The 24256-nt window shown below is 68.1% G+C and carries 22 protein-coding genes; 8 read left to right on the top strand and 14 right to left on the bottom strand.

Annotated elements, in window-relative coordinates:
* Nucleotides 1-133: 133 nt before the first annotated feature.
* The 4 genes from pyrF to VEW47_06780 all read left to right on the top strand — a co-directional run bounded on the left by pyrF (nucleotide 134) and on the right by VEW47_06780 (nucleotide 4572).
* Nucleotides 134-850, top strand: coding sequence for an orotidine-5'-phosphate decarboxylase (gene pyrF / locus VEW47_06795; GenBank protein HYS04885.1), 717 nt, complete (start codon nucleotides 134-136; stop codon nucleotides 848-850).
* A complete protein-coding gene (locus tag VEW47_06790; GenBank protein ID HYS04884.1) occupies nucleotides 847-1761 on the top strand; it encodes a hypothetical protein in 915 nt (304 codons plus the stop codon). Before pyrF ends, VEW47_06790 begins: the two co-directional genes overlap by 4 nt.
* Entirely contained in the window at nucleotides 1758-2978 is a 1221-nt protein-coding gene (locus VEW47_06785; GenBank protein HYS04883.1) for a patatin-like phospholipase family protein, read from the top strand. Before VEW47_06790 ends, VEW47_06785 begins: the two co-directional genes overlap by 4 nt.
* Before the next feature lie 160 nt (nucleotides 2979-3138).
* Nucleotides 3139-4572 (top strand): AAA family ATPase, encoded by a 1434-nt coding sequence (locus tag VEW47_06780; protein ID HYS04882.1) that lies wholly within the window; start codon nucleotides 3139-3141, stop codon nucleotides 4570-4572.
* A gap of 47 nt (nucleotides 4573-4619) precedes the next feature.
* On the opposite strand, the gene VEW47_06775 is transcribed toward VEW47_06780, so the two are convergent.
* From VEW47_06775 to VEW47_06745, 7 genes are all read right to left on the bottom strand, one after another.
* Nucleotides 4620-5018 (bottom strand): DUF2752 domain-containing protein, encoded by a 399-nt coding sequence (locus VEW47_06775; GenBank protein ID HYS04881.1) that lies wholly within the window; start codon nucleotides 5016-5018, stop codon nucleotides 4620-4622.
* Nucleotides 5015-5875, bottom strand: a complete 861-nt coding sequence (locus tag VEW47_06770) for a glycerophosphoryl diester phosphodiesterase membrane domain-containing protein (GenBank protein HYS04880.1) — start codon at nucleotides 5873-5875, stop codon at nucleotides 5015-5017. The genes VEW47_06775 and VEW47_06770 overlap by 4 nt, the downstream gene beginning before the upstream one ends.
* Nucleotides 5872-9627: a chromosome segregation protein SMC gene (gene smc / locus VEW47_06765; GenBank protein HYS04879.1), complete on the bottom strand. Its 3756-nt coding sequence runs from the start codon at nucleotides 9625-9627 to the stop codon at nucleotides 5872-5874. Before smc ends, VEW47_06770 begins: the two co-directional genes overlap by 4 nt.
* Nucleotides 9628-9769: 142 nt before the next feature.
* Nucleotides 9770-10849 carry a polyprenyl synthetase family protein gene (locus VEW47_06760; GenBank protein HYS04878.1) on the bottom strand — a complete coding sequence of 360 codons (1080 nt, stop codon included), beginning with the start codon at nucleotides 10847-10849 and terminating at the stop codon, nucleotides 9770-9772.
* Complete coding sequence (locus VEW47_06755; protein ID HYS04877.1) at nucleotides 10846-11562, bottom strand: hypothetical protein; 717 nt, start codon at nucleotides 11560-11562, stop codon at nucleotides 10846-10848. Before VEW47_06755 ends, VEW47_06760 begins: the two co-directional genes overlap by 4 nt.
* A gap of 10 nt (nucleotides 11563-11572) precedes the next feature.
* Entirely contained in the window at nucleotides 11573-12064 is a 492-nt protein-coding gene (locus VEW47_06750; protein ID HYS04876.1) for a YajQ family cyclic di-GMP-binding protein, read from the bottom strand.
* Nucleotides 12065-12169: 105 nt separating this feature from the next.
* On the bottom strand, nucleotides 12170-12847 hold the full coding sequence (locus tag VEW47_06745) for an outer membrane lipoprotein carrier protein LolA (protein HYS04875.1): 678 nt from the start codon (nucleotides 12845-12847) through the stop codon (nucleotides 12170-12172).
* A 147-nt stretch (nucleotides 12848-12994) separates the two neighbouring features.
* On the opposite strand from VEW47_06745, the gene VEW47_06740 reads away from it, so the two are divergent.
* The gene (locus tag VEW47_06740; protein ID HYS04874.1) at nucleotides 12995-14269 is read left to right on the top strand and encodes a tetratricopeptide repeat protein; all 1275 of its coding nucleotides are present in this window, start codon (nucleotides 12995-12997) and stop codon (nucleotides 14267-14269) included.
* Here the strand turns inward: VEW47_06740 and VEW47_06735 are convergent.
* Both VEW47_06735 and VEW47_06730 read right to left on the bottom strand, forming a co-directional pair.
* Nucleotides 14253-14864, bottom strand: a complete 612-nt coding sequence (locus VEW47_06735; protein ID HYS04873.1) for a DedA family protein — start codon at nucleotides 14862-14864, stop codon at nucleotides 14253-14255. The two genes, VEW47_06740 and VEW47_06735, sit on opposite strands and share 17 nt — an antisense overlap.
* Nucleotides 14865-14890: 26 nt before the next feature.
* The gene (locus tag VEW47_06730; protein HYS04872.1) at nucleotides 14891-15271 is read right to left on the bottom strand and encodes a hypothetical protein; all 381 of its coding nucleotides are present in this window, start codon (nucleotides 15269-15271) and stop codon (nucleotides 14891-14893) included.
* An 81-nt stretch (nucleotides 15272-15352) separates the two neighbouring features.
* On the opposite strand from VEW47_06730, the gene mutS reads away from it, so the two are divergent.
* Nucleotides 15353-18055 carry a DNA mismatch repair protein MutS gene (mutS, locus tag VEW47_06725; protein HYS04871.1) on the top strand — a complete coding sequence of 901 codons (2703 nt, stop codon included), beginning with the start codon at nucleotides 15353-15355 and terminating at the stop codon, nucleotides 18053-18055.
* A gap of 12 nt (nucleotides 18056-18067) precedes the next feature.
* On the opposite strand, the gene VEW47_06720 is transcribed toward mutS, so the two are convergent.
* The 3 genes from VEW47_06720 to VEW47_06710 all read right to left on the bottom strand — a co-directional run bounded on the left by VEW47_06720 (nucleotide 18068) and on the right by VEW47_06710 (nucleotide 19403).
* The gene (locus tag VEW47_06720) at nucleotides 18068-18379 is read right to left on the bottom strand and encodes a hypothetical protein (GenBank protein HYS04870.1); all 312 of its coding nucleotides are present in this window, start codon (nucleotides 18377-18379) and stop codon (nucleotides 18068-18070) included.
* Between the two features lie 227 nt (nucleotides 18380-18606).
* Nucleotides 18607-18942: an STAS domain-containing protein gene (locus tag VEW47_06715; GenBank protein ID HYS04869.1), complete on the bottom strand. Its 336-nt coding sequence runs from the start codon at nucleotides 18940-18942 to the stop codon at nucleotides 18607-18609.
* Complete coding sequence (locus VEW47_06710; protein HYS04868.1) at nucleotides 18939-19403, bottom strand: ATP-binding protein; 465 nt, start codon at nucleotides 19401-19403, stop codon at nucleotides 18939-18941. Before VEW47_06710 ends, VEW47_06715 begins: the two co-directional genes overlap by 4 nt.
* 274 nt (nucleotides 19404-19677) lie before the next feature.
* Between VEW47_06710 and xrtH the strand changes: the two genes are divergently transcribed.
* Both xrtH and VEW47_06700 read left to right on the top strand, forming a co-directional pair.
* Nucleotides 19678-20175, top strand: a complete 498-nt coding sequence (xrtH, locus tag VEW47_06705; GenBank protein HYS04867.1) for an exosortase H — start codon at nucleotides 19678-19680, stop codon at nucleotides 20173-20175.
* A gap of 19 nt (nucleotides 20176-20194) precedes the next feature.
* Nucleotides 20195-21382 (top strand): tetratricopeptide repeat protein, encoded by a 1188-nt coding sequence (locus VEW47_06700; GenBank protein HYS04866.1) that lies wholly within the window; start codon nucleotides 20195-20197, stop codon nucleotides 21380-21382.
* Nucleotides 21383-21406: 24 nt separating this feature from the next.
* Here the strand turns inward: VEW47_06700 and VEW47_06695 are convergent, their stop codons facing one another.
* Both VEW47_06695 and VEW47_06690 read right to left on the bottom strand, forming a co-directional pair.
* Entirely contained in the window at nucleotides 21407-22747 is a 1341-nt protein-coding gene (locus VEW47_06695) for a sigma-54 dependent transcriptional regulator (GenBank protein HYS04865.1), read from the bottom strand.
* Nucleotides 22744-23997 carry a HAMP domain-containing sensor histidine kinase gene (locus VEW47_06690; GenBank protein HYS04864.1) on the bottom strand — a complete coding sequence of 418 codons (1254 nt, stop codon included), beginning with the start codon at nucleotides 23995-23997 and terminating at the stop codon, nucleotides 22744-22746. Before VEW47_06690 ends, VEW47_06695 begins: the two co-directional genes overlap by 4 nt.
* Nucleotides 23998-24256: the final 259 nt, after the last annotated feature.

Raw genomic sequence — 24256 nt, 5'->3', positions numbered from 1 at the left:
ACCGACGATTATCGACCGCAGTCAGGGTGAGGTCAAGAACGACCAGGGCAGGCCCGCCGCGCGTCCGGCGTCAGCGGGGTCTTCTTTGAGGCGCTCCTTGCAATGCGGCCCGAGTTCTGCAAACATTTCGAAGATGCAGGCAACCGACAGGCTCATCGTCGCCCTCGACGTCAACTCGCGCGACAGCGCTCTGTCCCTCGTGCAGACGCTGCGGCCGCGCGTGCAGCGCTTCAAGGTCGGACTGGAGCTGTTCACAGCCTGCGGCCCGGCGCTCGTGCGCGAGATCCTGGAGAAAGGCGGACAGGTCTTTCTCGACCTGAAATTCCACGACATCCCCAACACGGTCGCGCGGGCCGCGGTGTCCGCGGCGCGCCTTGGCGTCGGGATGTTCACCATCCATCTCTCGGGCGGGCCCCTGATGGCGAGGCGCGCGGCGGACGAGCTCGAGGCCCATTGTCAGGTGTACCGCGTGCAGCGGCCGAAGATCCTCGGCGTCACGGTCCTGACCAGTCTGTCCCCGGCCGACCTGGAGGAGCTCGGGGTCGGGCGATCGGTCGAGGACCAGGTCGTGGCCCTGGCGGAGATGGGGAAGGCCGCCGGGCTCGACGGCGTCGTGTGCTCCCCCCTCGAGGCGCGGCTCATCCGCGAGGTCTGCGGGCGGGAGTTCCTGGTGGTGACGCCGGGCATCCGCCCTGAGGGAAGCGAACCGGACGACCAGTCGCGCACGCTGTCCCCAAAAGTGGCACTTGAGGCCGGGGCCGACTTCCTGGTCGTGGGGCGCCCGATCGTCAAGGCGGACGATCCCCTCGAAGCCGCGGAGAATATCCTTCTTCAAATGGACGGGGCATGATGCACCGGACGGCGGGCGCTCTCGCCTTCGTTCTGCTCCTGGCGGCGCCGTACCTTCCCGCCGCCTTCGCCGCGGCCTCGACCAAGGCACCCCTGACGAACGAGGACGTGGTCCGGCTGGTGATGACCGGGACGCCCGAGAAGGAAGTCCTCGCCGCCATCGAAAAGCGCCCGGCCGATTTCGACCTGTCCGCCGACATGGTCGCCGAGCTGCGCCAGGCGGGCGTCGGCGAGACCGTCATCGAGGCGATGCGGCGGCGCCAGGCGGCCATGCCGAGACTCGAGGTCCCACCCACCCCGACGCCGGGTCCGGGCCGGACAGGCACATTGCGCGTCGAGTTCCCCCCCGCCGCCGGCGACGACCAGGCGCCGGCCGAATTCTCCGCAATCGCGCTGAAGTCCCTCCCCAGGGGGATACGGCGGCGGGGAGGCATGGAGGTGGGGCTGATGACCGACATGGCGCTGGCGGTCCTGTGCATCTCGGCCGATCACGTCCCCGATCACTGGGATTCGCGCTCGCAGCTCCAGGGGGCGCCGCGCCACGAGCTCCTCCTGTTCCGGCCCGGGAGCGCCACCGAAAAGATCAAAGGTCACGAGGTGCTCTATCTCGACCACCAGCCATCGTACGAGATCCCCCTTCCGGAGGGGACGCACAACATCGTCGTCGGAGCGGCCGGCAAGCAGGCGGGGTCGGGGACCTGGCGCCTGCTCGAATCGGACGGCGCCCGGATCACCATCGTTTCGGGACGCACCACGCGTGTGGCGGTCGAGGCGCGGAGCGGGATCAAGGGAAGCACCATGGCCGGGTTCAGTGTCGACAGCGCCTGGAAGATCGTCGCGGTGGAAGTCCTGGAGGGTACCCCCGCCGACGCGTCCCAGGCCGCCGCCCCGGACAAGGAGGCCCACCCGTGACCACGACCCCAGGCCGGGGCACCCTGAGCCTGGTCCTCGCGGGTGGCGGCATCACCGGCGCGATGTACGAGTTCGGCGCGCTGCAGGCCCTCGATCATTTCTTCGCCGGGTCGTTCCGGGTCAACGACTTCGACATCTTCGTCGGCACCAGCGGGGGCGCCGTGGTCGCGGCGCTGATGGCGAACCGCGTTCCGCCCGGGGAGGTGGGCCGCGCGATCATCCATAACACCGACCACCCGCTGAACTTCAAGCAGGACGACATCCTGGAGATCGACTGGCAGGAGATCAAGAGGTCGCTGCTCCGGGCTCTCAAGGTCGTGCCGGCGCTCGTCCGATTCTACCGACGCAACCCGAAGCTGTTCTCGATCGCGCGGGCCATCTACGCCCTCGAGGAGAACATGCCGCCCGGGATCTACAGCCTCAACAAGTACCAGGCGTACCTGCGCAAACTTCTGACGCGCCCCGGCTGCGTGAACACCTTCGAGGACCTGAACAAGGAGCTGTACATCCCGGCGATCCACCTGGACCGGGGGGAGCGCGTGCTGTTCGGGACGCCCGGCTGGCGCGACGTCGCCATCTCCGACGCCATCGCGGCGTCCTCGGCCCTGCCGCTGTACTTCCAGCCGGTGACCATCAAGGGGCTGGACTTCGTGGACGGCGGCGTCGCGAGCGTCGCGCACGTCGACATCGCCATCGAGCGCGGTTCACGCTTCCTCGTGCTGCTCAATCCGATCATCCCTCTGCGCAACAATCCCGACGCCATCTGCATCCCCACCTTCTCGGGCCACTGCGCGCGCATCCGGGAAAAGGGGATCACCTTCGTGGTCGACCAGACCCAGAGGATCTCCGCGCGCGAGAAGCTGACGCTGGGCCTGGAGCGCTTCCGCGCCCAGCACCCGGAGTCGCGCATCTTCCTGATCGAGCCGCCCTGGACGGACTCGTTCATGTTCATGGAGAACATCCTGAACTACGGCTCGCGCGTGGCCATGCTCAACTACGGCTACCGTTCCACGGCGCGCCACCTGCGGGCGCACTTCGACACGTACCGCCAGGCGTTCGCCGCCTACGGGATCGATGTCTCGCTCGAAGGGCTGCAGGAGGACAACCCCTGGGAGCAGCCGGCGAGTCTCGCTGTGCCGCCGTCGGCGCCGCCGGCCGAGACCTCCGCCGCCGTCCCCCTGGACGCCGCGATCGGCCAGAAGGAGAGCGCGGCCTGACCCCCGTGGAGTTGCCGTCGCCCCCGGTCTGCATTAGATTCCCGAATGGTCGCGTCGTTCACCGCCCCGGAGGTCCCGCCTGGAGAACATCGGCGATCTCGAGCTGCTCATCCAGTCGCACCATGCCCTCGTCGTCATCGAGAGCCCGGAGGAGGAGCGCGTGCGCTCGCTGGTTGCGGACGCCGCGGTCCGCCAGGAGTTGCCGTTCTTCGAGTGGAAGGTGACGACCGGACTGATCCGCACGGGAACCGGCGAACCGCTGCACGACACCGAGAAGCCGGACAAAGCGCTCAAGGCGGCGGCCGGGATGCGCACCGAGGCGGTCTACCTGTTCTACGACCTGCACAAGTACTTCGAGGACCCTGCCATCCTGCGTTCCCTGCGCGACATCGGCGAGTCGTTCTCGGCCGACCGCCGGACGCTGTTTCTCTGCGCCGAGTCGCTCGAGGTCCCGGACGAATTGAAGTCCTCGACCGCGATCCTCCAGCTCGATCTCCCCGACAGCCAAGCGCTCCGGGAGCTGACGGTGCGGACGCTGCGGGACCTGGGCGCGCCGCGCCGCATCCGGGTCGACCTCTCCATGCCCGAGCTCGAGCAGCTGATCGAGTCGCTGCGCGGGCTGACGCTGCAGGAGGCGCAGCGGGTCCTGATGACCGCCGCCCTCGATGATCTGAAGATCGACCGGCAGGACTTCAAGCACATCCTGGATCGCAAGAAGACTCTCATCGCCAGCGACGGCGTCCTGGAGCTCTGCGCGCAGGAGACGACGCTGCAGCAGGTCGGTGGTCTCGAGAACCTCAAGGCCTGGCTCAAGAAGCGCGGCGCGGGTTTCAGCCCGGAGGCGCGCCGGCACGGACTGGAGCCGCCGCGCGGGCTCCTGCTTCTCGGAGTCCAGGGATGCGGCAAGAGTCTGTGCGCCAAGGCGGTCGCCAGCGAGTGGGGGCTTCCGCTCCTGCGCCTGGACGCCTCTGCGCTGTACGACAAGTTCGTCGGCGAATCCGAAAGAAGGATGCGCGGAGCGCTGCGCACCGCCGAGGCGATGTCGCCGACGGTTCTGTGGATCGACGAGATCGAAAAAGGGTTCCCGGGGCGCGCCGGCGCGGAGTCCGACGGCGGGCTGGCGCGACGCATCTTCGGAGGGTTCATCTCCTGGTTGCAGGAGAAGAAGCGGCCGGTGTGCGTCGTGGCGACCGCCAACGACATCCAGGCGCTGCCACCCGAGCTCCTGCGCAAAGGACGCTTCGACGAGATCTTCTTCGTCGACCTGCCGGGTGACGCCGCCCGGCGCTCGATCCTGGCCGTCCACCTGTCGAAGCGCGGCCTGGATCCGGCGACCTTCGACCTCGCCGCCCTGGCGGCCGCGGCGGACGGATTCAGCGGGGCGGAGATCGAGGCGGCCATCGTCGCGGCGCTCTACTCGGCGTTCGCGGAGAAGGCGGCGCTGTCATCCCCCCACATTCTCGCGGAATTGCAGAGGAGCGTCCCGCTGTCGCGCACCTGCCGGGAGTCGATCGAGGAGTTGCGCGCCTGGGCCCGCGGGCGCACCGTGCCGGCGGCGGCAGAACCGCTCCGCTCGGCCACGACGGCCGCGTAGGCGGCTGCCCGGGCCGCCCGCGCCCACCGGCGACCGGCGACCGGCGATCAGACGACGGGCAGAATCCCCGCCAATCGTGCGCCCCAGGTCACGACCGAGAGCGCTCCCCCCGCCCCGAGCGCGAGGGTGAGCAGGCGCGTCCTCAGGCCTGCCCCCAGATCGCGGCCCGCCGCCGCCTCGGCCAGGAGCCAGACGCAGGCGACGGTCAGGGCCACGAACGCCAGCCCTCCGGCCGGGTGCATCGACAGGCTGGCCCTCCACTCCCCCCGCGCGAGCAGACAGACCGCCCGGGTCAGACCGCAGGTCAGGCACGGCATCCCGGTGAGCCGGTGAAGCAGGCACAGATCGAAGGGCAACGGTCTCCGGGGAGGCAGGAGGAAGGTCCCGGCGAGCAGACCGGAGACGGAGAGGCCGGCGGCGAGCCGCGACGCGCGCTCCCGTCTCACGCCGCGGGTGCCGCCGCGGTCGCACCCTTGCGCGCCTGGAGGAACCGGTACGCCAGGGCGAGGGCCATGAAATTGACCGCCATGGCGATGAAGACCCCCACGCAGCAGACCAGCGCTCCCAGGATCGCCACGAGGATACACGCAAGCAGGAGCAGGAACAGGCGCCAGCGATATCCCTCGGTCAGACGGGCGCTCTCGCTCATCGCCTCCCAGAAACCGAGACCGGTCTCGGCGATCACCGGCATCGCGAACAGCCACATGACCGCGAGAATGATCCCGGGCACGATCAGGCAGACGAAGCCGAGCATGGTCAGGATGCCGATCACCAGGTTCGCCAGGAAGGCGTCGAGGAAGCGATCGAACCCCTGGAACATCATGGCGATGTCGGGCTTGCGTCCCGACACGACACCCAGGAGGGCCCGCCAGATTCCGACCAGGATCGGGCCGCCGATGATGAACTGGAGCGCGGTGCCGGAAAAATGCACGAAGAAGTTCGGCACGCCGCCGATCAGCCCCTGGATCAGAAACATCGCGCCCAGGACGAGCCAGTGCGGTTTCACCAGGTTCCATCCCGCCCCGATGAATTCCCAGACGCGGAACTCGGCCGGCAGGGCGACCGCCGGAGTGGAGGGCAGGGCGGGCGGCGCCGAGGCGTCGGCGGCGGGCTCGCGCGGCGGGAACAGGTCGAGGAGCTCCGGCAGCTTGCCGGCGAACGTGGTGCCGCCGCTTCCCTTCTTGATGTGCGTCGCCTTGACGACGCGTCCTTCGCGCACCCACTGGCGCAGCGTCTCCAGGTCGGCGGGACCATACTCCTTCCCGTCGGCCGCGACGACGAAGTACTGCTCCTGGGTGTTCACTCGAACCTCAGCGGCAGGATCTTGGACACACCGGGTTCCTCCATGGTGACTCCGTAGAGGAGGTCGGCCGCCTCCATGCTCTTGCGGTTGTGGGTGATCAGGATGAACTGCGTGTCGCTCCGGAGCTGCTGCAGAAGTTTCGTGAACCGTTCGACGTTCGCCTCGTCGAGAGGGGCGTCGACCTCGTCGAGGATGCAGAACGGCGAGGGCCGGTAGCGGAACAGGGACACGAGAAGCGCCATCGCCGTCAGCGCCTTCTCCCCCCCTGACAGGAGACCGATCTTCTGCAGCCTCTTGCCGGGCGGTTGCGCCACGATCTCGATCCCCGCCTCCAGCACGTCGTCCTCGCCTTCCGCCAGACGCAGCTCCGCGGTGCCGCCGCCGAACAGCGTCTTGAAGCATTCCTGGAAATTCCCCTGGATCGCTGCGAAGGCGCTCTTGAAGCGCTCGCGCGCCTCGCGGTTGATGGTGCGGATGGTGTCGCGCAGGGCGGAGATGGCGTCCTCCAGGTCCTGCTTCTGCGCGCTCAGGAAGGAGAAACGCTCCTCCAGGTCCTTCTGCTGCTCGACCGCCATGAGATTCACCGGACCGATCGCCTCGATGTCGGCCCGGATTCGCTGCGCTTCCGCCTCGCGCTCCTCGACACCGGGACCGTCGGCGGGCGGCGCCGGCGAGGCGCGCAGGGCGTCGAGCGTCGTGGCCAGCTCGTCGCGGCAGGATCGCTCCAGGTGCTCGAGATCGGCCTCGGCGCGCGCCCGGCGCAGCTGGTGCTCCTGCTGCCGCTCGCGCAGGGTGGCCTGCGCCGCGCGTCCCTCCTTGACCGCCTGCTCGCGGGCCAGCAGGAGACCGCGCTCGTAGGCCAGCCCGGCGTGCGCCGCCTCGTCGCGCGACGCGGCCTCGGCACGCGCCTGGAGCGCCGCCTGGCGCTGCTGCTCGGAGCTCGCCTCCTGTCCGCGGATCTGGGCGACGCGATCGTTCCCCTCATCGATCTCGCGGCCCCTCCGGGCGATCGAAGTCTTGAGATCCCCCACCGCCTCGCCCAGGCGGTCCCGCTCGCGCGCCAGGGACTGCCGGCGCTCCTCGGCCGCCGCCAGGACGGCCCGCGCCTCGGACGACTCGCGGCGCACGCTGTCCAGCTCGGTGCGCAGCGCCAGGAGCTCGGCCCCCTTCGTCTGGATTTCCTCCTCGACCGCGCGGCGCTCGTCCTGGAGCTTCGTGAGATCCCCCGCGAGCGCCGCCGCCTCCCCGCCCCACGCGGCGATATCGCGCTGCAGCCTCGACCGCTCGCTCGTCAGGAGAGGCAGGGCGCGGTCGATCCGGTCCGTCTCCGCGCGGGCCTGCTGCAGCTTCAGATCGCGCTCGAACGCCAGTCGCGCCTCGTCCTGCACGGCCAGCGCCGCGACTCTCAAGCGCTGCTGCACCTCGGTCTGATCCTCGCGCAGCCGGACGAAACTCCCCTCGATCTCGTCGAGCGCCACCGCGGTGTCGGACATGCGCCGGGCGATCTCCTCCTTCTCCGCCCGGCGCTGCAGGAGCCAGTGCTGCAGGGCCCGGCCGTCGCCGCCCGTGGCGGAGCCGTCGAGACGGACGATGTCCCCCTGGGGGGTGACGTACGCGAAGGCGGGGTTCGCGGCGTGCAGGCGGAACGCCTGCTCGAGATCCTCGACCAGGAGAGTGCGCTCGAGGATCCGGGCGACGGGACCGCAGGGCACGCCGCCGATCTTCCCGGACAGCCGGTCCGCCTCCGGCGGTCCGCCCGCGGCCGAATCGGCCGCCGCCGCGCCGCTCTCCTCGGCGATGAACGACACGCGTCCGCGCGCGCTGCCGCGCAGGTACGCCACGCCGCGGACCGCGTCTTCCTTCCCGCCGACCAGCACGGCCTCCAGCAGATCACCGAGCGTCGCCTCCACCGCCTTCTCGAGGCCGCCCGGCACATCGAGGCGGTCCCCCACGACACCCCGCGGCCTCAGTCCTGAGGCCCCCTTCAGGATGTCTCCGACTCCCTCGGAGAACCCGGCGTGCTGCCGCTCCATTTCGGCCAATGCCGCGAGCCTCTCCGCCAGCACCGCGCCGCGACCCTTCAATTCCTCGGCGCGCTTCTCGGCCGCGCCGAGACGCTCAGTTGCCTCGCGCGCGGCCTCGGCCGCCCCCTCGTGTTCGACCGCGCAGGCCCGCGCGCGCTCCTGCCCGGCCTCCGACTCCCGCGCCAGCGATTCCACGTCCGACGCGGCGCGCTCCCGCAGGACACCGAGCTCCTCCAGCTCCCGCCCGATCCTGTCGAGCGCCGAGCACGCCACACGCCCCTGCTCCTCGAGCGAGGCGCCGCGCCGTGTCATCGCGGCGATCCCTTCGATCCGATCGAGGAGCGCCGCGCGCGCCGCCTCCAGCGCCGCCTCGCGGGTCTCGATTTCACTGGCGCGCGCGCCGTCGTCGACCGCGACCGCGGCCGTGGACGACCGGCTCGCGCTCAGACGCTCCTCGATCGCCTCGATGTCCGCGCCCGCGGCGGCCAGACGCTCCTCCTGCTCGGACAGGCGCGTCCGCAGGCCCAGCATCTCCTGCCCGCCCTCCGCCAGGCGCGATTCGAGGTCGCGCATCTGCTCCTGTCCCGCGCGCAGACGCTCCTGGATCCGATCGATTTCGAGATCGAACGCATGGATCTCGTCACGCCGCCGGAGCGCCGCCGCCTCCCCTTCTTCGAGCACCAGTCGCAGGCGCTCGAGCTGCGCCTCGTCGGCGGCGAGCGACGCCGCACAGGAGACCTCGTCCGCGCGCAGCGCCTCGAGAGCGGAGCCGGTCGCCTGCCGTTCGCCGTCCGCCATCGCCAGACGGTGTCGCAGGAGAGCCAGCCTCCTCTCCCGCAGATCGTCCACCAGACGCTGATACCGGCGGGCCTTGGCCGCCTGGCGGCGCAGGACATTGATCTGCTTTTCCACCTCGATGACGATGTCGTTGATGCGCAGCAGGTTCGCCTGGGCGGCCTCGAGCTTCTGCTCGGCCTGCCGTCGCTTCGTGCGGTATCCGAGGATGCCGGCCGCCTCCTCGAACATGGCGCGCCGATCCTTGGGCTTGGCGGCCAGGACCTGGTCGATCTTCCCCTGCTCGATAGTGGAGTAAAGCCGCGAGCCGATATCGGTCCTCGCCAGGAGGTCCTGGATGTCCTTGAGACGGCAGCGCTCGCCGTTCAGGATGTACTCGCTCTCCCCCGACCGGTAGATCCGGCGCGTGACGACGACCTGCTCCGGGATCTCCTCGATCGCGGTGATCCGCATGACGTCCGGCTCCGCTCCGGCCAGAGGCGGCGCGCCGGCGCGGAGAGGGTCGATCTCGGACGCCTCCGCGATCGGCACTTCGTGATCGCCGGGGAGCGCGGCTCCCGGGGCCTGCTCCACCGTCGCGGACTGGCCGTTGCCGTTCTCCGGCTGACCGTTGCCCGGCGCGTGGCCGTTCCCTGGCCCGGCCGAGTGACCGTCGGATAGAAGGTTTTTGAAGTGCAGGGACACCTCCGCCATCCCCAGCGGCCTGCGCCCCTCGCTGCCGTTGAAGATGACGTCCTCCATCCGGTCGCTCCGCAGGGAGCTCGCCTTCTGCTCCCCGAGCACCCAGGAGATCGCGTCGCCGATGTTGCTCTTGCCGCAGCCGTTCGGGCCGACCACGGCCGTGATGCCGTTCGGGAAGTCGAAGCGGGTCCGCCCGTAGAACGACTTGAACCCGTGGATTTCCATCCGGTCGAGCTTCAGGATGCGGGGCATCAGTCGCCTGAAAGGCCGGGGACGTGGGTGGCCATCGAGCCCCGGATCTTAGCACAGTGGTCGCGCTTCAAAGGATGAAATGAGACAACATATTGGGGTATCACGGGCCCGAACCGCAGGATGTTGAGGAAGTCTGCGCCGGTCAGTACTGCCGGAGCAGCACGAAGTCGGGCAGGGACAGGAGGGCGTTGCGGGCCGGCGACGGACTGAACGCCTGAAGTGCGGTCTGCGCCCTGCGGGCATAGGCGACCGCCACCTCCCGGGTGCGCTCGAGCGTATGACCGCGTCGCAGGAGATCGATGATCTCCTCGCGCGACACCGTCCTGAAATCGCGCTCCTCGAGGACAGTCTGGATCATTGCGCGGGCACGCGGGTCGCTCTTCTCGAGCAGGTAGATGAGGGGCAGGGTGAGCTTCCCCTCCCGCAGGTCCGAGGCGACCGGCTTGCCGAGGACGCTCTCGCTCGCGGTGAAATCGAGGAGATCGTCGATGATCTGGAAGGCCATCCCGAGGTTCATTCCGTAGTCGGAGAGCGCCGCCACTCTCTCGGGCGATCCCTTCGAGAGGACCCCCGCCACCCGGCCGCACCCCGAGAACAGGCAGGCCGTCTTGCGCCGGACGATATCGAGGTGCTCCGCCTCGCTGATGTCGATGTCCGAACGACGCCTGTCGGCGATCAGTTCCCCCTCGATCATCTTCAGCGTGATTTCCGCCAGGATCTTGATGATCACGAGGTCATCGGCGGCCAGGGCCATGTTCATCGATTTGATGTAGAGGTAGTCGCCGAGCAGCACCGTGAGGCCGTTGCCCCAGCGTGCGTTCAGCGAGCCTCGACCGCGCCTCAGCGCCGCCTCGTCGATGACGTCGTCGTGCACCAGCGTCGCCGTGTGGATGAATTCGAACACCGAGGCGAACATCACGTCGCGGTCGCCTTCGTAGCCGCAGAGCTGCGCCGACAGGAGCAGGAGGATCGGGCGTACGCGTTTCCCTCCCCCCTCGGCGATGTAACGGCCGATCTCATCGATGACGCCGACCTCCGAGCGCAGGTGGCGCCGGCATTCCTCTTCCACCTGGGCGAGCTTGTCGCCCACCAGAAGCATGATCTCCGGCAGGCCGGGGGGGAGGGAGTGCACGGCGCGCACCGCGGGGGGGGGCGGGGTCGCGGCGCCGCGTCTCGGGGGCCGCACACGCGCCGTCTTCAGTCCGGAGGCGGCGTCGGTCATGGCGTATCCACACGCACGGCGGGCTCCGCCTCGTCCTTGCCGGGCGGGGCCAGAGCACTCTTCGCGCCGCCGGGCAGGCTGCGCGTCTCGATCACCTTCGGTCCCTCGACGAGGTAGGCCACGCCCACCTTCTCGTAGGTCCAGAGCTCGCGTCCCGATCCTTCCGGCGCGCGGCTCGACGGCAGGCCGAGCGATCGCAGGACCTGCCCCACCTGGCTGCCGGGCGAGTAGGTCTCGAGCAGGGTCTTGACCTTCGGCCAGTCGGGTTGCAGCTGCAGGGAGACCGAGATCTGGACCGGCCGGCCGGAGCGCACCTTCTTCGAGATCTCCCGGTCCTCCGGCAGGCGGTACTGCACCGAGTCGAAGGTCTTCGGATCGTAGAAACGAAGGTAGTAGTAAGGGAACGCCGCGTCCCTGCGGGTCGCGATCTCGAAGAAACCGAGCGCGTCCGTCGTGGCCCGCGCGTCCTCGGCGCTCTGGTCGAGCGACCGCAGGCCGCCTATCTTGAGATAGGTCCGTGATTTCAGAAGGCGCACGACCTGCCCCGCCACCCCGGTGCCCGTCCCGTCGATGATCCGGCCGTGAATCGAGACCTGGCCCTCCTCCTCGTCCGCGAGCGCGGCAGCCGGCAGGAGAAGGACGGACAGAAGGGCCGCGGCGCCCGCGATAAGGAGAGCGTTCCACGCGTTCCGATGGCCAGTCCGTGGGCTCAACGACGGTCCCTCAGCGGTAGTTCGTGAACTGCATGTCGATCTTGAGTGAGGAATCGCGCAGGACCTTCATCGCCCCCTGCAGCTCGTCCTTGCTCTTCCCCTTGACGCGCACCTGGTCGGCCTGGATCGACGCCTGCACCTTGAGACCGCTCGACTTGAGGATCTTGACGATCTCCTTGGCCTGCTCCTGCGGGATTCCCTGCTGCAGGACGATCTCCTGCCGGAGACTCTGTCCCGTCGCCTGCTCCGGCGTCTTGAAGGTCAACCCTTTACCGGGGACGCGCCGCGCCGCCAGCTTCTCCAGAAGGATCTCGGTCACCGCCTTCAGCTTGTAGTCGTCGTCGGCCACCAGGTGGAGGACCTCCTTCTCGCGTCGGATGTCGGAGATGCTCCCCTTGAAGTCGTAGCGCTGATGGATCTCCTTGAGGGCCTGCTGAACGGCGTTGTCGACCTCCTGCAGATCGATCTTCGAGATGATGTCGAAGGAGTTTTCGGACGCCACCAGGTCCTCCGGGGGGCGAAAAAGGGGGCGATCTTAGCATCCTGATCCGCGCCATTGCAAGGTTCCCGGACGACCTCGCCGCCCGCGGCGCTTACGGAGGGATCTTCAGGACGGGGGGATCTCCTGAATCTCGATTCCGGCGGGGGTCTCGAAGCGGAAGAGCTCGTCGTCCAGCGTCTCCACCCGCCGCAGCCGGTCGAAACGATAGGTGATGCGGCTCCCCAGCGGATCGAAGATGGTCAGGACTCTCACCAGGTGATCGGGGCCGGGAGTCAGCAGGAGGTGGTCGTACTCCGGCCTGGGGGCGCGTGGCTTCAGCAGGAGCGGTCGCGGACCGCGCTGGTTCTCCCCGCCCCAGGAGATCTCGAACGACCCGACCAGGTCCACGCGCTGGAGCAGAATGGCGATGCCGCTGCGCGACCCCTCCTGGTCGAGCGGCGCCACCAGCACCTGGCGCTCCTCCGGCAGGTAGACCCAGCTCTTGCGACCGTCGGCTATGGCCAGCTTGCCGCGCGGGACCTCGTATTCCCAGCGCATCCGGCCCGGCCGCATCAGGTAGACCGTCCCCTTCTCGATCTGCGGTCTGGGAAGCCCCGCCGACTCCACGGTCTGCGTGAACGACGCGACCAGCCCCCGCAGACCGTTCAGGGCCTCCTCCACGCTGCGCGCCTCGCTCACCGCGTCCGCCGGCACCGGCGCCGTCCTCGTCTCCCCCTCGGCCCACGATGGGGTCGCGATCAGAATCGCCGGGATGGCTCCCCACAGCAGGATCGAGGACCGCATGCGGAGGATCCTACACGAATCGACGGGTGCCGCCCGCGGCGGATACGCGCGTTGACTCCCGTGGGGGCGTGGGTTAGACTCGCGCGCCGCTCCAGTCGCGGCGTTGCGCGAAGCGCCGGCGCGGAGACGGCGGAGACCAGCCAGAGGATGCGCATTCAGGGAAAGTGGCGGTGGGCCCTGCTCGCGGTCGCGGTGATCGGGTTGGCGAACGTGGCGTACGTCCCTTCCGGCGGCTTCGCCGTGCGCGAAGGACCGGGCGGGACCACGGTCCCGCTCGACCCGGGCTTCCACCTTCGAGTGCCCCTGTACCATCGTCTTTACGTCTATGACGGCGCTCCCGTCGTTCTCGACGGTCCGGTCGATATCGTCACGAGGGACCACGCCGCGTTCAAGCTGCCGGTGCACATCGCGGGGCGCGCGTCGCCTGGGGACGTGCTGACCTTCCATCGCGGCCGCACCGGCCGCGAGGCGCGCATCTACATTCAGGAGCGGATGACCGCCGCGGTGGCCGCGGCCGCCCGGGGATTCAATTCCGACGAGATCCTGTCGTCCGGGATCGATCGGCGGCTCGGGCCGCTCGTGTCGGCGGACCTGATCACGCGCGGCATCGCGGATGACGGTCTGCACGTGAAGGACCCCAGTCCTCAAGTCGTATTCAACGCCGTGGTGGATTACCTCAGACGCAAGTTTCCCACGTCGGCGCGCGCCCTGGCCGAGCGCTCCCTGCAGGCGGCACCCAGGGAGGCGCTCTACCACGCCGCGATGGGCGAGGTCCTCGAGTCCGAAGGCAAGAAGGACGAGGCGGAGCAGCAGTACCTGGAGGCGCTCTACGAGAACCCCGTGGCCCTCGAGCCGATGAGCCGGCTGTTCCTCCTGTACCAGACGACGCAGGAGCCGGCGAAGATCATGAAGCTCCAGCGCCTGCTCACCGCCAGCCTCGAGAAGAACAAGGACTCCGCCATCCATCACGACTGGCTGGGACAGGTTTTCATGCGGGAGGGTCAGTATGACAAGGCGGAGGAAGCGTTCCACGCCGCCATCGGTCTCGCCCCGAAGGAAGCCGAGTTCCAGATCGACCTGGGGGGGCTCAAGGCGAAGCAGGGCAAGCTCGACGAGGCGATCGCCGCCTTCCAGAAGGCTCTCGAGCTCAAGCCGGATCAGCCCCTGGCGCTGTTCAACATCGGATCGGTCTACGCGATCCAGGGGGACATGGACAAGGCGATCGAGCAATTCCACCGCGCGGAGCGCGCCGGCCCTCCCAACACCGCCCTGTTCAACTCACTGGCCCAGGCCTACGAGCAGAAGGGACAGCTCGACCATGCCGCCGAGTACCTGCGACGGTCGCTGACGCTGCGGCCCCAGCAGCCCGATCGCCAGGCGCAGCTGAAGGCGATCCAGGCCAAGCTCAAGAAGAAGACCTGAGACCGACCCGGCGCCTGCGCCTGGACCGCGCGATCGAGAGCCCCAGGTAGACCGCCAGGAAGACTGCGATCCCCCAGACGTAACGCCGGAACACGACGCGCACCTCTTCCCAGGTCGAGCCGAGACCGGTTCCTCCCCACGCGAGAACAGCCACCCAGAGCACGTTGCTCAGGCTCGAGTAGATCACGACACCGCGCGCCTCCATGCGCCCGATCCCGGCGGCGTAGAGGAAGAAGCCCCGCACGCCGGGAATGAAGCGGTTGACCGCCAGGAGGCGGGGCCCGAATCGTCCGAACCAGCGCTCGACCTTGTCCAGCTCCTCCCGCGCCCAGGCCGACTTCAGGAAGAAGTATGTGCGCCCCAGACGCGTGCCGAGGCGGTACGCCGTGAGGGCGCCTAGAACGCTTCCCGACAGCGCGGCCAGGAAGACCGCCGGGAACGACAGGGCTCCCGAGCCGGCGAGAAAGAAGCCGAACAGCATCGTCGAGTCGCCCGGCACGGGGGGGAAGACGTATTCCAGCCAGGCCAGGAGGAAGACGATGACCAGCGCCTCCCAGGCGTGGGCCGCCATGGCGTGCTGGATCGCCTCGCCCATCTAGGAGGCTGTCCGAGTCATGGCCCTCAGATCTTCTCGACCAGGTCGCCCAGGAACGGGATGGCCCAGCGCTCGCCGCGCATCGCCTTGATGACGCACACGATCGCGATCGCCAGGTACAGGAGCATCAGGTTGATGAGTCCGAAGGCGAACAGCCAGGCGAATATCCGGGAGATGGTGGCCAGCACCGCGCCCACGAAGATGACCCCCAGGAACACCAGGCAGGCGACACCGCACAGGATGAGCCCCTGCTTGGCGTGCCAGCGCACGTATTCGCGGCGCGTCACCATGAACGGCACGATCGCGAGGACCCAGAGGTAGGAGAAGATCAGCATGACCTTGTCCTCCTCGTTCAGGTCGTCCGGGGCCACCTGGGTCTCGTCGGCGGTGATGGGATCTTCGCTCATCGGGCAGGAACTCCTGCGAAGGCGCGGGACATCGAAGACGCTGCTTTATAATGGCGCGCCCCGCGAATGTCAAGGAGCGCCATGGACACGCTCACGCCGATGCTCCGCCAGTACCGCTCGATCAAGGAGCAGCACCCCGACGCCATCCTGCTGTTCCGTCTGGGCGACTTCTACGAGATGTTCTACGACGACGCGCTTGTGGCCTCGAAGGCGCTGTCCCTGACCCTGACGTCGCGCGGACGCGGTACCAGGAACGAGGCCCCCATGTGCGGCGTGCCGTACCACGCCGCGGACGCCTATATCTCCCGACTCATCCTCCAGGGGCACCGGGTCGCCGTGTGCGACCAGGTCGAGGACCCGCGCGCCGCCAGGGGGATCGTCAGGCGCGCCGTGACCCGCGTCGTGTCCCCCGGCACGATCACCGATCCCGCGCAGCTCCGGGCCTCCGAGCCCAACTACATCGCCGCGGTCCTGGCGCAGGGGGAACCCGGGCGCGGACGCCCGGCGGACGGTTTCGGCTGCGCCTACCTCGACCTGTCCACGGGGGATTTCCGCCTGTCCGAGCACCGCGGTCCAGGCTCCGGCGATTCCCTGGCCGCGCAGATCGCCCTGTTCCGGCCGCGCGAGATCCTGCATCCGGAGGGACAGTCCCTCGACGCTCTTCTTCCCAGGGAAGCGCTGGACGGCGTCCTGACCCGCGCCGTGCCGGGCTGGATGACCGCCGCCGACTCCGCGGCGCGGCTTTTGAACGAGATCCTCGGCACGGCGACCCTCGCCGGTTTCGGCGTGGAGGGACGGGACCTGGCGGTGGGCGCGGCCGGCGCGCTCCTGCACTACCTGCAGGAGGCGCACAAGGCCGATTTCCGGCACGTGACCCGCGTCGTCTGGCACGAGCCGAGCGAGGCGATGGTGATCGACGCCACCACGCTCAGGACTCTCGAGGTCGTGGAAAACGCCCGCGACGGCAGCCGCGAGTCGACGCTCCTCGAGATCCTGGACCGCACCGGGACGGCGATGGGCGGCCGCCTCCTGCGCGACTGGATGCTGCGCCCGCTTCTGTCGAAGGAGGCGATCGGCGAGCGTCTGGACGCCGTCGAGTTTCTCCTGGCGAGGCCGGCCGAGCGCGCCGCCTTACGGGCCAGTCTCGAGAAGGTCCACGACATCGAGCGCCTTCTGGCCCGCTGTTCGCTGGGCACCGCCACCGCGCGGGACCTCGTGGCGCTGCGCGACTCTCTCGCCGTCCTGCCGGAGATCGCCGCCTGGTCCGTGGCGCTCACGGCTCCTCCCCTGGCCCGGGTCATGGCGGGCCTGGACCTCCTGGCCGACCTGCACGCGCGGCTTCAGGAATCGATCGCCGACGATCCGCCGGCCGCGCTCAAGGAGGGGGGCTTGATGCGCGACGGCTTTCACCCCGAGCTCGACGAGCTCCGGACGCTGCGGCGCGACAGCCGCGCCTCGCTCGCCACCATCGAGGCGCGCGAGAGGGAGCGCACCGGGATCGGCTCGCTCAAGGTGCGCTACAACAAGGTGTTCGGCTATTACATCGAGATCAGCAACGCGCACAGGAAGGCGGTGCCGGCCGACTACGAGCGCAGGCAGACGCTCGTCGGCGCCGAGCGCTACGTCACCCCCGAGCTGAAGGAGCACGAGGTGAAGGTCCTCACGGCGCAGGAGCGGATCGAGACGCTCGAATACGAGCTGTTCACGGCCCTGCGCGACGAGGTGACCCGGGCCGCGGTCCGTCTGCGCGCCACGGCGCGGGCCCTGGCGACGCTCGACGTCCTGGCGGCGTTCGCCGAGGCCGCGGCGATCCACGATTACCGCCGGCCGGACGTCGACGACTCCCTGCGGCTGCGGATCGTCGAGGGGCGGCATCCCGTGGTCGAGCGGCTCCTGGAGCAGGAGCGCTTCGTCCCCAACGACTGCCTCATGGACGTCGAGGACCGGCAGATCCTCATCCTGACCGGCCCTAACATGGGAGGCAAGTCGACATACCTGCGCCAGGTGGCGCTCATCGTCCTGATGGCCCAGGCCGGCTCGTTCGTGCCCGCGGCGGAGGCCCAGATCGGCCTGGTCGATCGGATCTTCAGCCGCGTCGGCGCCTCGGACAACCTGGCGCGCGGCCAGAGCACCTTCCTGGTGGAGATGATCGAGACCGCCAACATCCTCAACAACGCGACCGTCCGCTCCCTGATCCTTCTGGACGAGGTCGGGCGCGGCACCTCCACCTTCGACGGCCTGTCGATCGCCTGGTCCGTCGCGGAGTACCTGCACGACGTGCCCGCAGTCGCGGCCCGCACCCTGTTCGCCACGCACTACCACGAGATGATCGAGCTGGCGCTCCTGAAACCGCGGGTGTGCAACCTGACGATGGCGGTGCGCGAGTGGAACGACACGATCGTGTTCCTGCGCCGCGTCCTGGAGGGGGCCGCCGACCGGTCCTACGGCATCCAGGTGGCCCGCCTGGCCGGGCTGCCGCGCGAGGTGATCGAGAGGGCCAGGGAGGTGCTCTCGAACCTGGAGCGTGAGGAGCTGTCACGCGACGGACGACCGAAGCTGGCGCGCGCTCACGCCGCCCCGCCGGGCGCGGCGCCGTCCGGTGAGCCTGCCGGAGGGTCGGAGTCAGGCCCCGGCAGGACGACGCCTGCGCCCGCCCAGCTCGGCCTGTTCGCCCCCGAGGAAGATCCGATCCTGGAGGAAATCCGCCACGCCCGGATCGACGAGATGACGCCGATCGAAGCGCTCAATTACCTGGCCGATCTCAGGAAGCGCCTGCTCCCCTGAGCCGTCCCGCCCTCAGATCTCGATCGCCCCGGTCAGCCGCGAGTAGGTGGGGATGTTCATCTCCAGGCCGGCCATGTGGTAGTAGCCCCCCGCCCTGCCGGGCTGCACCACGAAGCGCATGTCGACCCCCTTCTCGCGTGCCTGGTGATACGCCGCCGCGGCGGCGGTCGCCACGCTGTCGTCCGCCAGGAGCGACTCGGTCAGATCGACGACGACCCGCGTCGCCCCGGATTGCAGGAGGCCGTCCACGGCGGCGAGAAATTTCTTCTCCGGCTCTCCCGCGACGAACTTCCCTTTCACATGCACGACCTGCCAATCGGACATGGCGCGGGTCTCGATGCAACAGGGCCCGCGGCGACGCAACCACGCCAATCCGGTCATAGAGTGATCCTCCGCGATGATCGGTGCCGGCTCGACACCCGGAGGACGGTTAGGAAGGTCTGGATGACGGGGTCCGGTGTCGCGGCCTCCCCGATCTGCTGTCATCCATACTCCTGTCGGGGGCGGCCGTCAAGTCGGGGAGAGCACGGAGGCGATCGGGCGCGCTCGTCCTAGAAACTGGCCAGGGCCTCGCGCTCGTCGCGATAGATGTCGAAGATCTCCTGCAGCTTGGTCAGGATGAGGAGGTCCTGCACCTTGCCGTTGGGATTCAGGAGCTTGAGGGACACTCCCTTCTCCCGGGCGCGCTTGTAGCAGGCGACCAGCTCGCCGATGCCGGCGCTGTCCATGTAGGACACGCCCCCCAGGTTGAGGATGATGTTCTTGCGCCCCTCATCCAGAAGCGCGTTCACCGCCTGACGCAGCTTGATGTCCCCTTCCCCGATGGTGATCTTCCCGGACAGATCGACGACGGTGACCTTCCCGTGATGCCTGGCGTTCGCCTTCATCCCTTCCTCCGCTTGATGACCTCGCCGCCGCGTCCGGCACGGCCGGACGGCTCGAATTTCTTCTCGAGGACCACCTCGGTCCCCTTCCCTTTCCGGCGCTGGAACTCGACCCGGTCGACGAAATGTTTCATGAAGAAGATCCCCCTGCCGCTGCTGCGGAAGATATTCTCCCGCTCGAGCGGATTCGAGGTGTGGGCCCAGTCGAACCCGGGCCCCTGGTCGCGCACGCGCACCCGGAACAGGCCGTCGTCCTGCTCGAAGCTCACCTCGATCTCCTTCGAGGCGTCCATCCCGTTCCCGTGCTTGATGGCGTTGATCACCGCCTCGCGCACCGCCAGCCCGATATTGAGCGCCATCGACTTCGCGAAGCCCATCCGGCGCGCCAGTCCCTCGGCCATCTCGTGGACCAGGTCCACGTAGCCGATGCGGCTTTCCAGCCTGAGCTTGACGTTTCTGTCCACGCCGGGCGGACTCTCCCGACGGCCCGGTTCGGGACACCGATGGTTCGTCGCGTCCTCGATCACCGCGGCCGCTCCTGGCCTTCTGCCTCGATTGCTGGGACCTGGAGAGGGTGGCCGGGGCGATGGTAGCCAAAGCACGCGGGGGGTGTCAAATTGAGGTACAATCCGCCCCAACACGACCGTGAGCGACCAACGTCGAAAGGATTCCACGAAAGGGCTTCGTGCCCCGGGCAGCGGTGCGCCCGCCCGCCCCGGATGGTTCGGCACGGCCTCCGTGCGACTCACGGCGCGATTCTGCGTCCTGTTCATTCTCCTGATCGTCCTGTTCTCGTCGATCACCTCCACGCGTTTCGTCGGGGTCGTGCTTCACGATCACCTCACCCGGTTCATCGCGACACTCTCCGCCCGTGTCCTGGCGCTGTTCGGAACCGCGCTGGCCTCGGGACAGTTCCTGAGCCTGAACGGATTCGGCGCGTCCATCGAGGGGGCGTGCGACGGGGTCCAGCCGACCTACATCTACGTCGCGGCAGTCCTGGCATTCCCGAGTACCTGGCGCGCCAAGGCCTGGGGGATTCTGATCGGCATTCCCGCCATCTTCCTGATCAATTTCATCCGTGTGGCGACCATCATGCTCTGCGGAGCCTATTGGCCCAACTGGTTCGAGAGGGTGCATCTCTATGGCTGGCAGGCCCTCGTCATCGCGCTCACCATGGCCGTCTGGGTCTTCTGGGCGGAGCTCTTCGTTCGTCCAGGCCACCAGGCGCCTTCTTAGATTTCTCCTGAAATTCGGGGTGTTCTACGCCCTGAGTTACTTGATCTGGCTTCCCGTGCAGGGACTGTTCATCCGCCTGCTGTCCGCGGCCGCGGAACGAGTGCTCCTGCTCGTCGAGCATCCCCCCATTCTCACCGCGCTCACCGCCAGCGGCAGCAGCATCACGATTCACAGCTATGTCATGGGAGCGTCGCAACCGCTGACGCGCATGAACTGCGAGAGCTTCCACATCACCGTGGTGACCGCCCTGGCTCTGGCCCTTTCCGTACCCCTGAAGCGCTGGTCCACACGGGCGAAGGCGTGCGGTCTCGCCCTGACGGTGGTTTTCTTCGGGATCCTCGCCGTCTGCGTCGTGCAACTGGAGTGGGCGGCTGAGGTTTACGCCTCGACCCACCTCGGGATCACGCTCTACACGCCCCGGGAGAAGGAGTTTCTGGACTGGGCGATCCGGAAGACGAGCCTGGCGGCGGTCTACCTGGTGCCGGCGTTCCTCTTCCTGGTCTCCTACCTCTCCGTCTGGTCCACCCCTGCGCGCGTCGATGCCAAGGAGCCCGACAGGCGGAAAGGAATTGCCCCGACGCCGGGACGTTCATTCCGCACAGGTTGGCCGATCGTCACCGTCGCGGCCGCCGGGTGCGTCATCGCCGGATTGCTCCTGATTCCGACGCACGACGACCGGAACGGCCGGGTCGACCTGGAAGGACTGCAGAAGATCGTGACCCTCAACCCGTCGGCTCCCCGCGCCCATTTCTATCTGGCCCTCAACCTGGAGAAGGCGGGTCGGCTGGACGAGGCGCTCGTTTCCTACCAGCAGGCTCTACAACTCCAGCCGAATCTCGCAGGGGCGCATCTGGGTGCGGGCAACGTCTACTACAGGAGGGGGGCCTACGACCAGGCCGCACGTTCCTACGAGGAGGCCTTGAAGCGCGAACCTCAAAACGCGGCAGCCCGATACAACCTTGGCAACACGTTTCTGAAGAGGGGGCTGTTCGATCTCGCGGCGCAGTCGTATGAAGAGGCGGCCCAATCAGATCCGGATGACGCATCCGTCCAGAAGATGCTGGGGGAGACCCTCATGCACCTCAACCGACGCTGCGACGCCCTGGCCCACCTCGAGCGCAGCACCGTGCTGGATCGGCGGCTGTCGACGGACGCCACTCTGCTTGCGAACATTTCGATCCTGAAGTCCACCTGCAGACCGCAGTAGCCCGGTTATCACCACTTCATCTTCTCATCGATCCGGCCTGGAGGGATTGATCCCGAATCTCCTGACCTTGCGGCGCAGCGTCGATCGATCGATGCCGAGCGTCCGGGCCGCCTCGGTTTGACGTCCGCCGGCGTCGCGCAGGGCCTGGACGATCGTGCTGCGTTCCGCTTCCTTGAGCGCCTGGCCTGCGGCGATGGGAGAGCCCATCGGTCTGGCCAGGTCGTCCGGGATGACAGCCGGCGCGGGCCGCAGCGCGAGATCGCGCCCGGAGATGGGGCGGTCGACTGCAAGAGAGCGCGCGCGGCGCACGACGTTGCGGAGCTCGCGGACGTTTCCCGGCCAGGAGTAGTCCTGGAGGGCGACGAGCGCCTCCGGTGTGAAGGCGCCCTCGTGATCTCCGAGGAAGTGAGACGCTAGGAGCGGAACGTCCCCGCGACGCTCCCGCAACGGCGGGAGACTGATCTCCAGCCCGCGCAGACGGTAGTAGAGATCCTCACGCAGGGACCCCTGCCCCATCATCTTCTGCGGATCCCTGTTCGTGGCCGCGAGAAATCGCACCAGGACGGTGCGTGATTCGCTCGAGCCGACCGGCCGCACCTCCCCGTCGTCCAAGACCCGCAGGAGCTTCGCCTGGTGCGGCAGGCTCAGGCATTCCAGCTCATCCAGAAGGAGCGTCCCACCGTGCGACTTCTCCAGGAGCCCCACGTGGTCGCGGTCCGCTCCCGTGAAGGAGCCGCGGTGGTGGCCGAAGAACTGGCTTTCGAAGAGATCCGGCGGGGTGAGCGAGCAATTGTGAGCGACGAAGGGGCCTGTGGAAAGACTGGAAAGCCTGTGAACGGCCCGCGCCACCAGCTCCTTGCCGGTCCCTGTCGCCCCGGTGATCAGGACGTTGACATCGCTTCGCGCGGCCAGGAAGATGAGGTGTCGTACCTGCACGACCGCCCGGCTCATCCCGACGATCTCCGGGATGCCCGATTCGGCGTGGGACCTCGGGGCTGCTGCGGTACTCACCGCTTTCCTGGCGGAGGCCAGAAGCACCGCCGGCGCCACCGGCTTCACGAGATAGTTCGTGGCGCCGCGCTGGACCGATTCCACGACGCTGGCCACATCGTCGGCCGCTGTGACCAGAATGACCGGCACCTCCGGCCAGCGCTGCTTGAGCATCGTCAGGAGTTCCAGGCCGTCCATGTCGGGAAGTCCCAGATCCATGAAGATCAGATCTGGAACTCGTGATTCCATGGCGAGGAGGGCTTCCGTACCATTCGGGGCCGTGCGGACACCATCGAACTCTTCTTTCATCGCGAGCGCCATGAACTGCGCCGCGCAGGGGTCGTCCTCGACGATCAGGATGGAGCGATCTCTCATTGTGAGGGTTGGGTCTGGATGAGCGGCAGCTCGATGCGACACAGCGTCCCGCCGCCGTCCGCCGCCGACATTCTCATAAGCCCCCCCTGGGCCTCGAGGAGGCGGCGCGCCAGGAAGAGGCCGTAACCATGCCCCTGGGGTTTCGTCGTGTAGCCGAACTGGAAGATCCTCTCCCGGTCAAGCTCCGGGATCCCTGGACCGTGGTCGCGCACCAGGATTTCCAGATGCTTCTCCTGGGGCGTGGCCTCGACGACCACCTCCCCGTGCCCCTGCATCGCCTCGGCGGCATTGCGGACCACGATCGTGAGGACCTCGCGCAAGACGGGCGTGGGAGCACGCATGACGGGCGGCACCGGTGCCAGCGAGAGGGACCAGTGCACGCCCGGAAAGGAGGAGCCCACTTCCCGAACCACCTCCCGTACGATGCGACCCGTTTCCGCTCCGTCAGTCCTGGATCCCTGCTGGCGGGACGAACCCGGCGGCCCGAGGGTCACCCGGGCCAGATCCTCCAGGCTGTCGATGGCGCTTTGCAGACCGTCCAGGATCTCGCGATCGACCGCTGAACCGGAGAGCCTGGGCTCCATGAGCTGGGCGAAGCCACGCAAGCTGTGCGCCGCATTCTTGAACCCATGCGCCAGTCGCGCCACGTTCTCGCCCAGCTTGCCCACAGTGTGGGCTTCGTCCAGTTCTACTTCCAGCGCCGCCAACCGCGCCTGGAGCTCCGTGTGTCTCCGGGCCAGATCCTCCTCCTGCCGCCTCCACCGGCGAGCCACGTAACCCGTGGCCGCACCCATGACGAGGAGGAAGCCGGTGTGCAGCGTCATGGCGAGGACCGATCCCTTAAGCCCCAACAGTGCTTGCTGGAGCCAAAGCCCCGCCACCGCACCCCCGGCGATAAAGGCGATCCCTGACGGAGCCACAGTCATGGCCGCAAGGATCACCTCGAGCGACAGACCGGCGATGAAGGGAGACGCCACTCCCCCGGTCAGATACATCAAGGCGGTCCATCCCCCCACTCCGAAGAGGGCCGAGAGAAACCGGGCGACTGACGTGCTGCCGGTACGTCGGGAGAGGATGGCGGTTTGGAAATTCAGAAGCGCCGCGAAGCCAAACACCCAGAGGACCGAATTGCCGACGCGGAGATCCCCTCGCGCAAAGTAGGCCACCAGCGCAGCGGCGCAGAGAGCCAAGTGACGGATGAAGGGAACGCGGCCGAATGGTCCAGCGTCGCTGAACGGAGCGCTACTCATCAAATCCATCCCCTGACTAGAGTGGCGGTCCCGCTGCCCTGACGACAGCAGCAGACGATCGGTTGTTTTATGTGTCTCATGTACAGAAACAACTCGTTCTTGTCAAGGGGTTATTGAAGGGGAAGTAGGGAAGTTCATGATTTGACCGCTGTTCGTACCAAGTGACCTGTCCGCTTTCGCGGTGGGTGATGCACAGGGTGACGGAGGGTGTGACCTGTGGCTTGCAGTGCAGGCGGTGGTGCGCGCGATGAGTGGTAGA

The sequence above is a fragment of the Candidatus Dormiibacterota bacterium genome, from assembly GCA_035635555.1.
In the GTDB taxonomy this organism is placed as follows: Bacteria; Acidobacteriota; Polarisedimenticolia; order Gp22-AA2; family Gp22-AA2; genus Gp22-AA3.
This window is presented reverse-complemented; position numbering and strand designations above follow the sequence as displayed.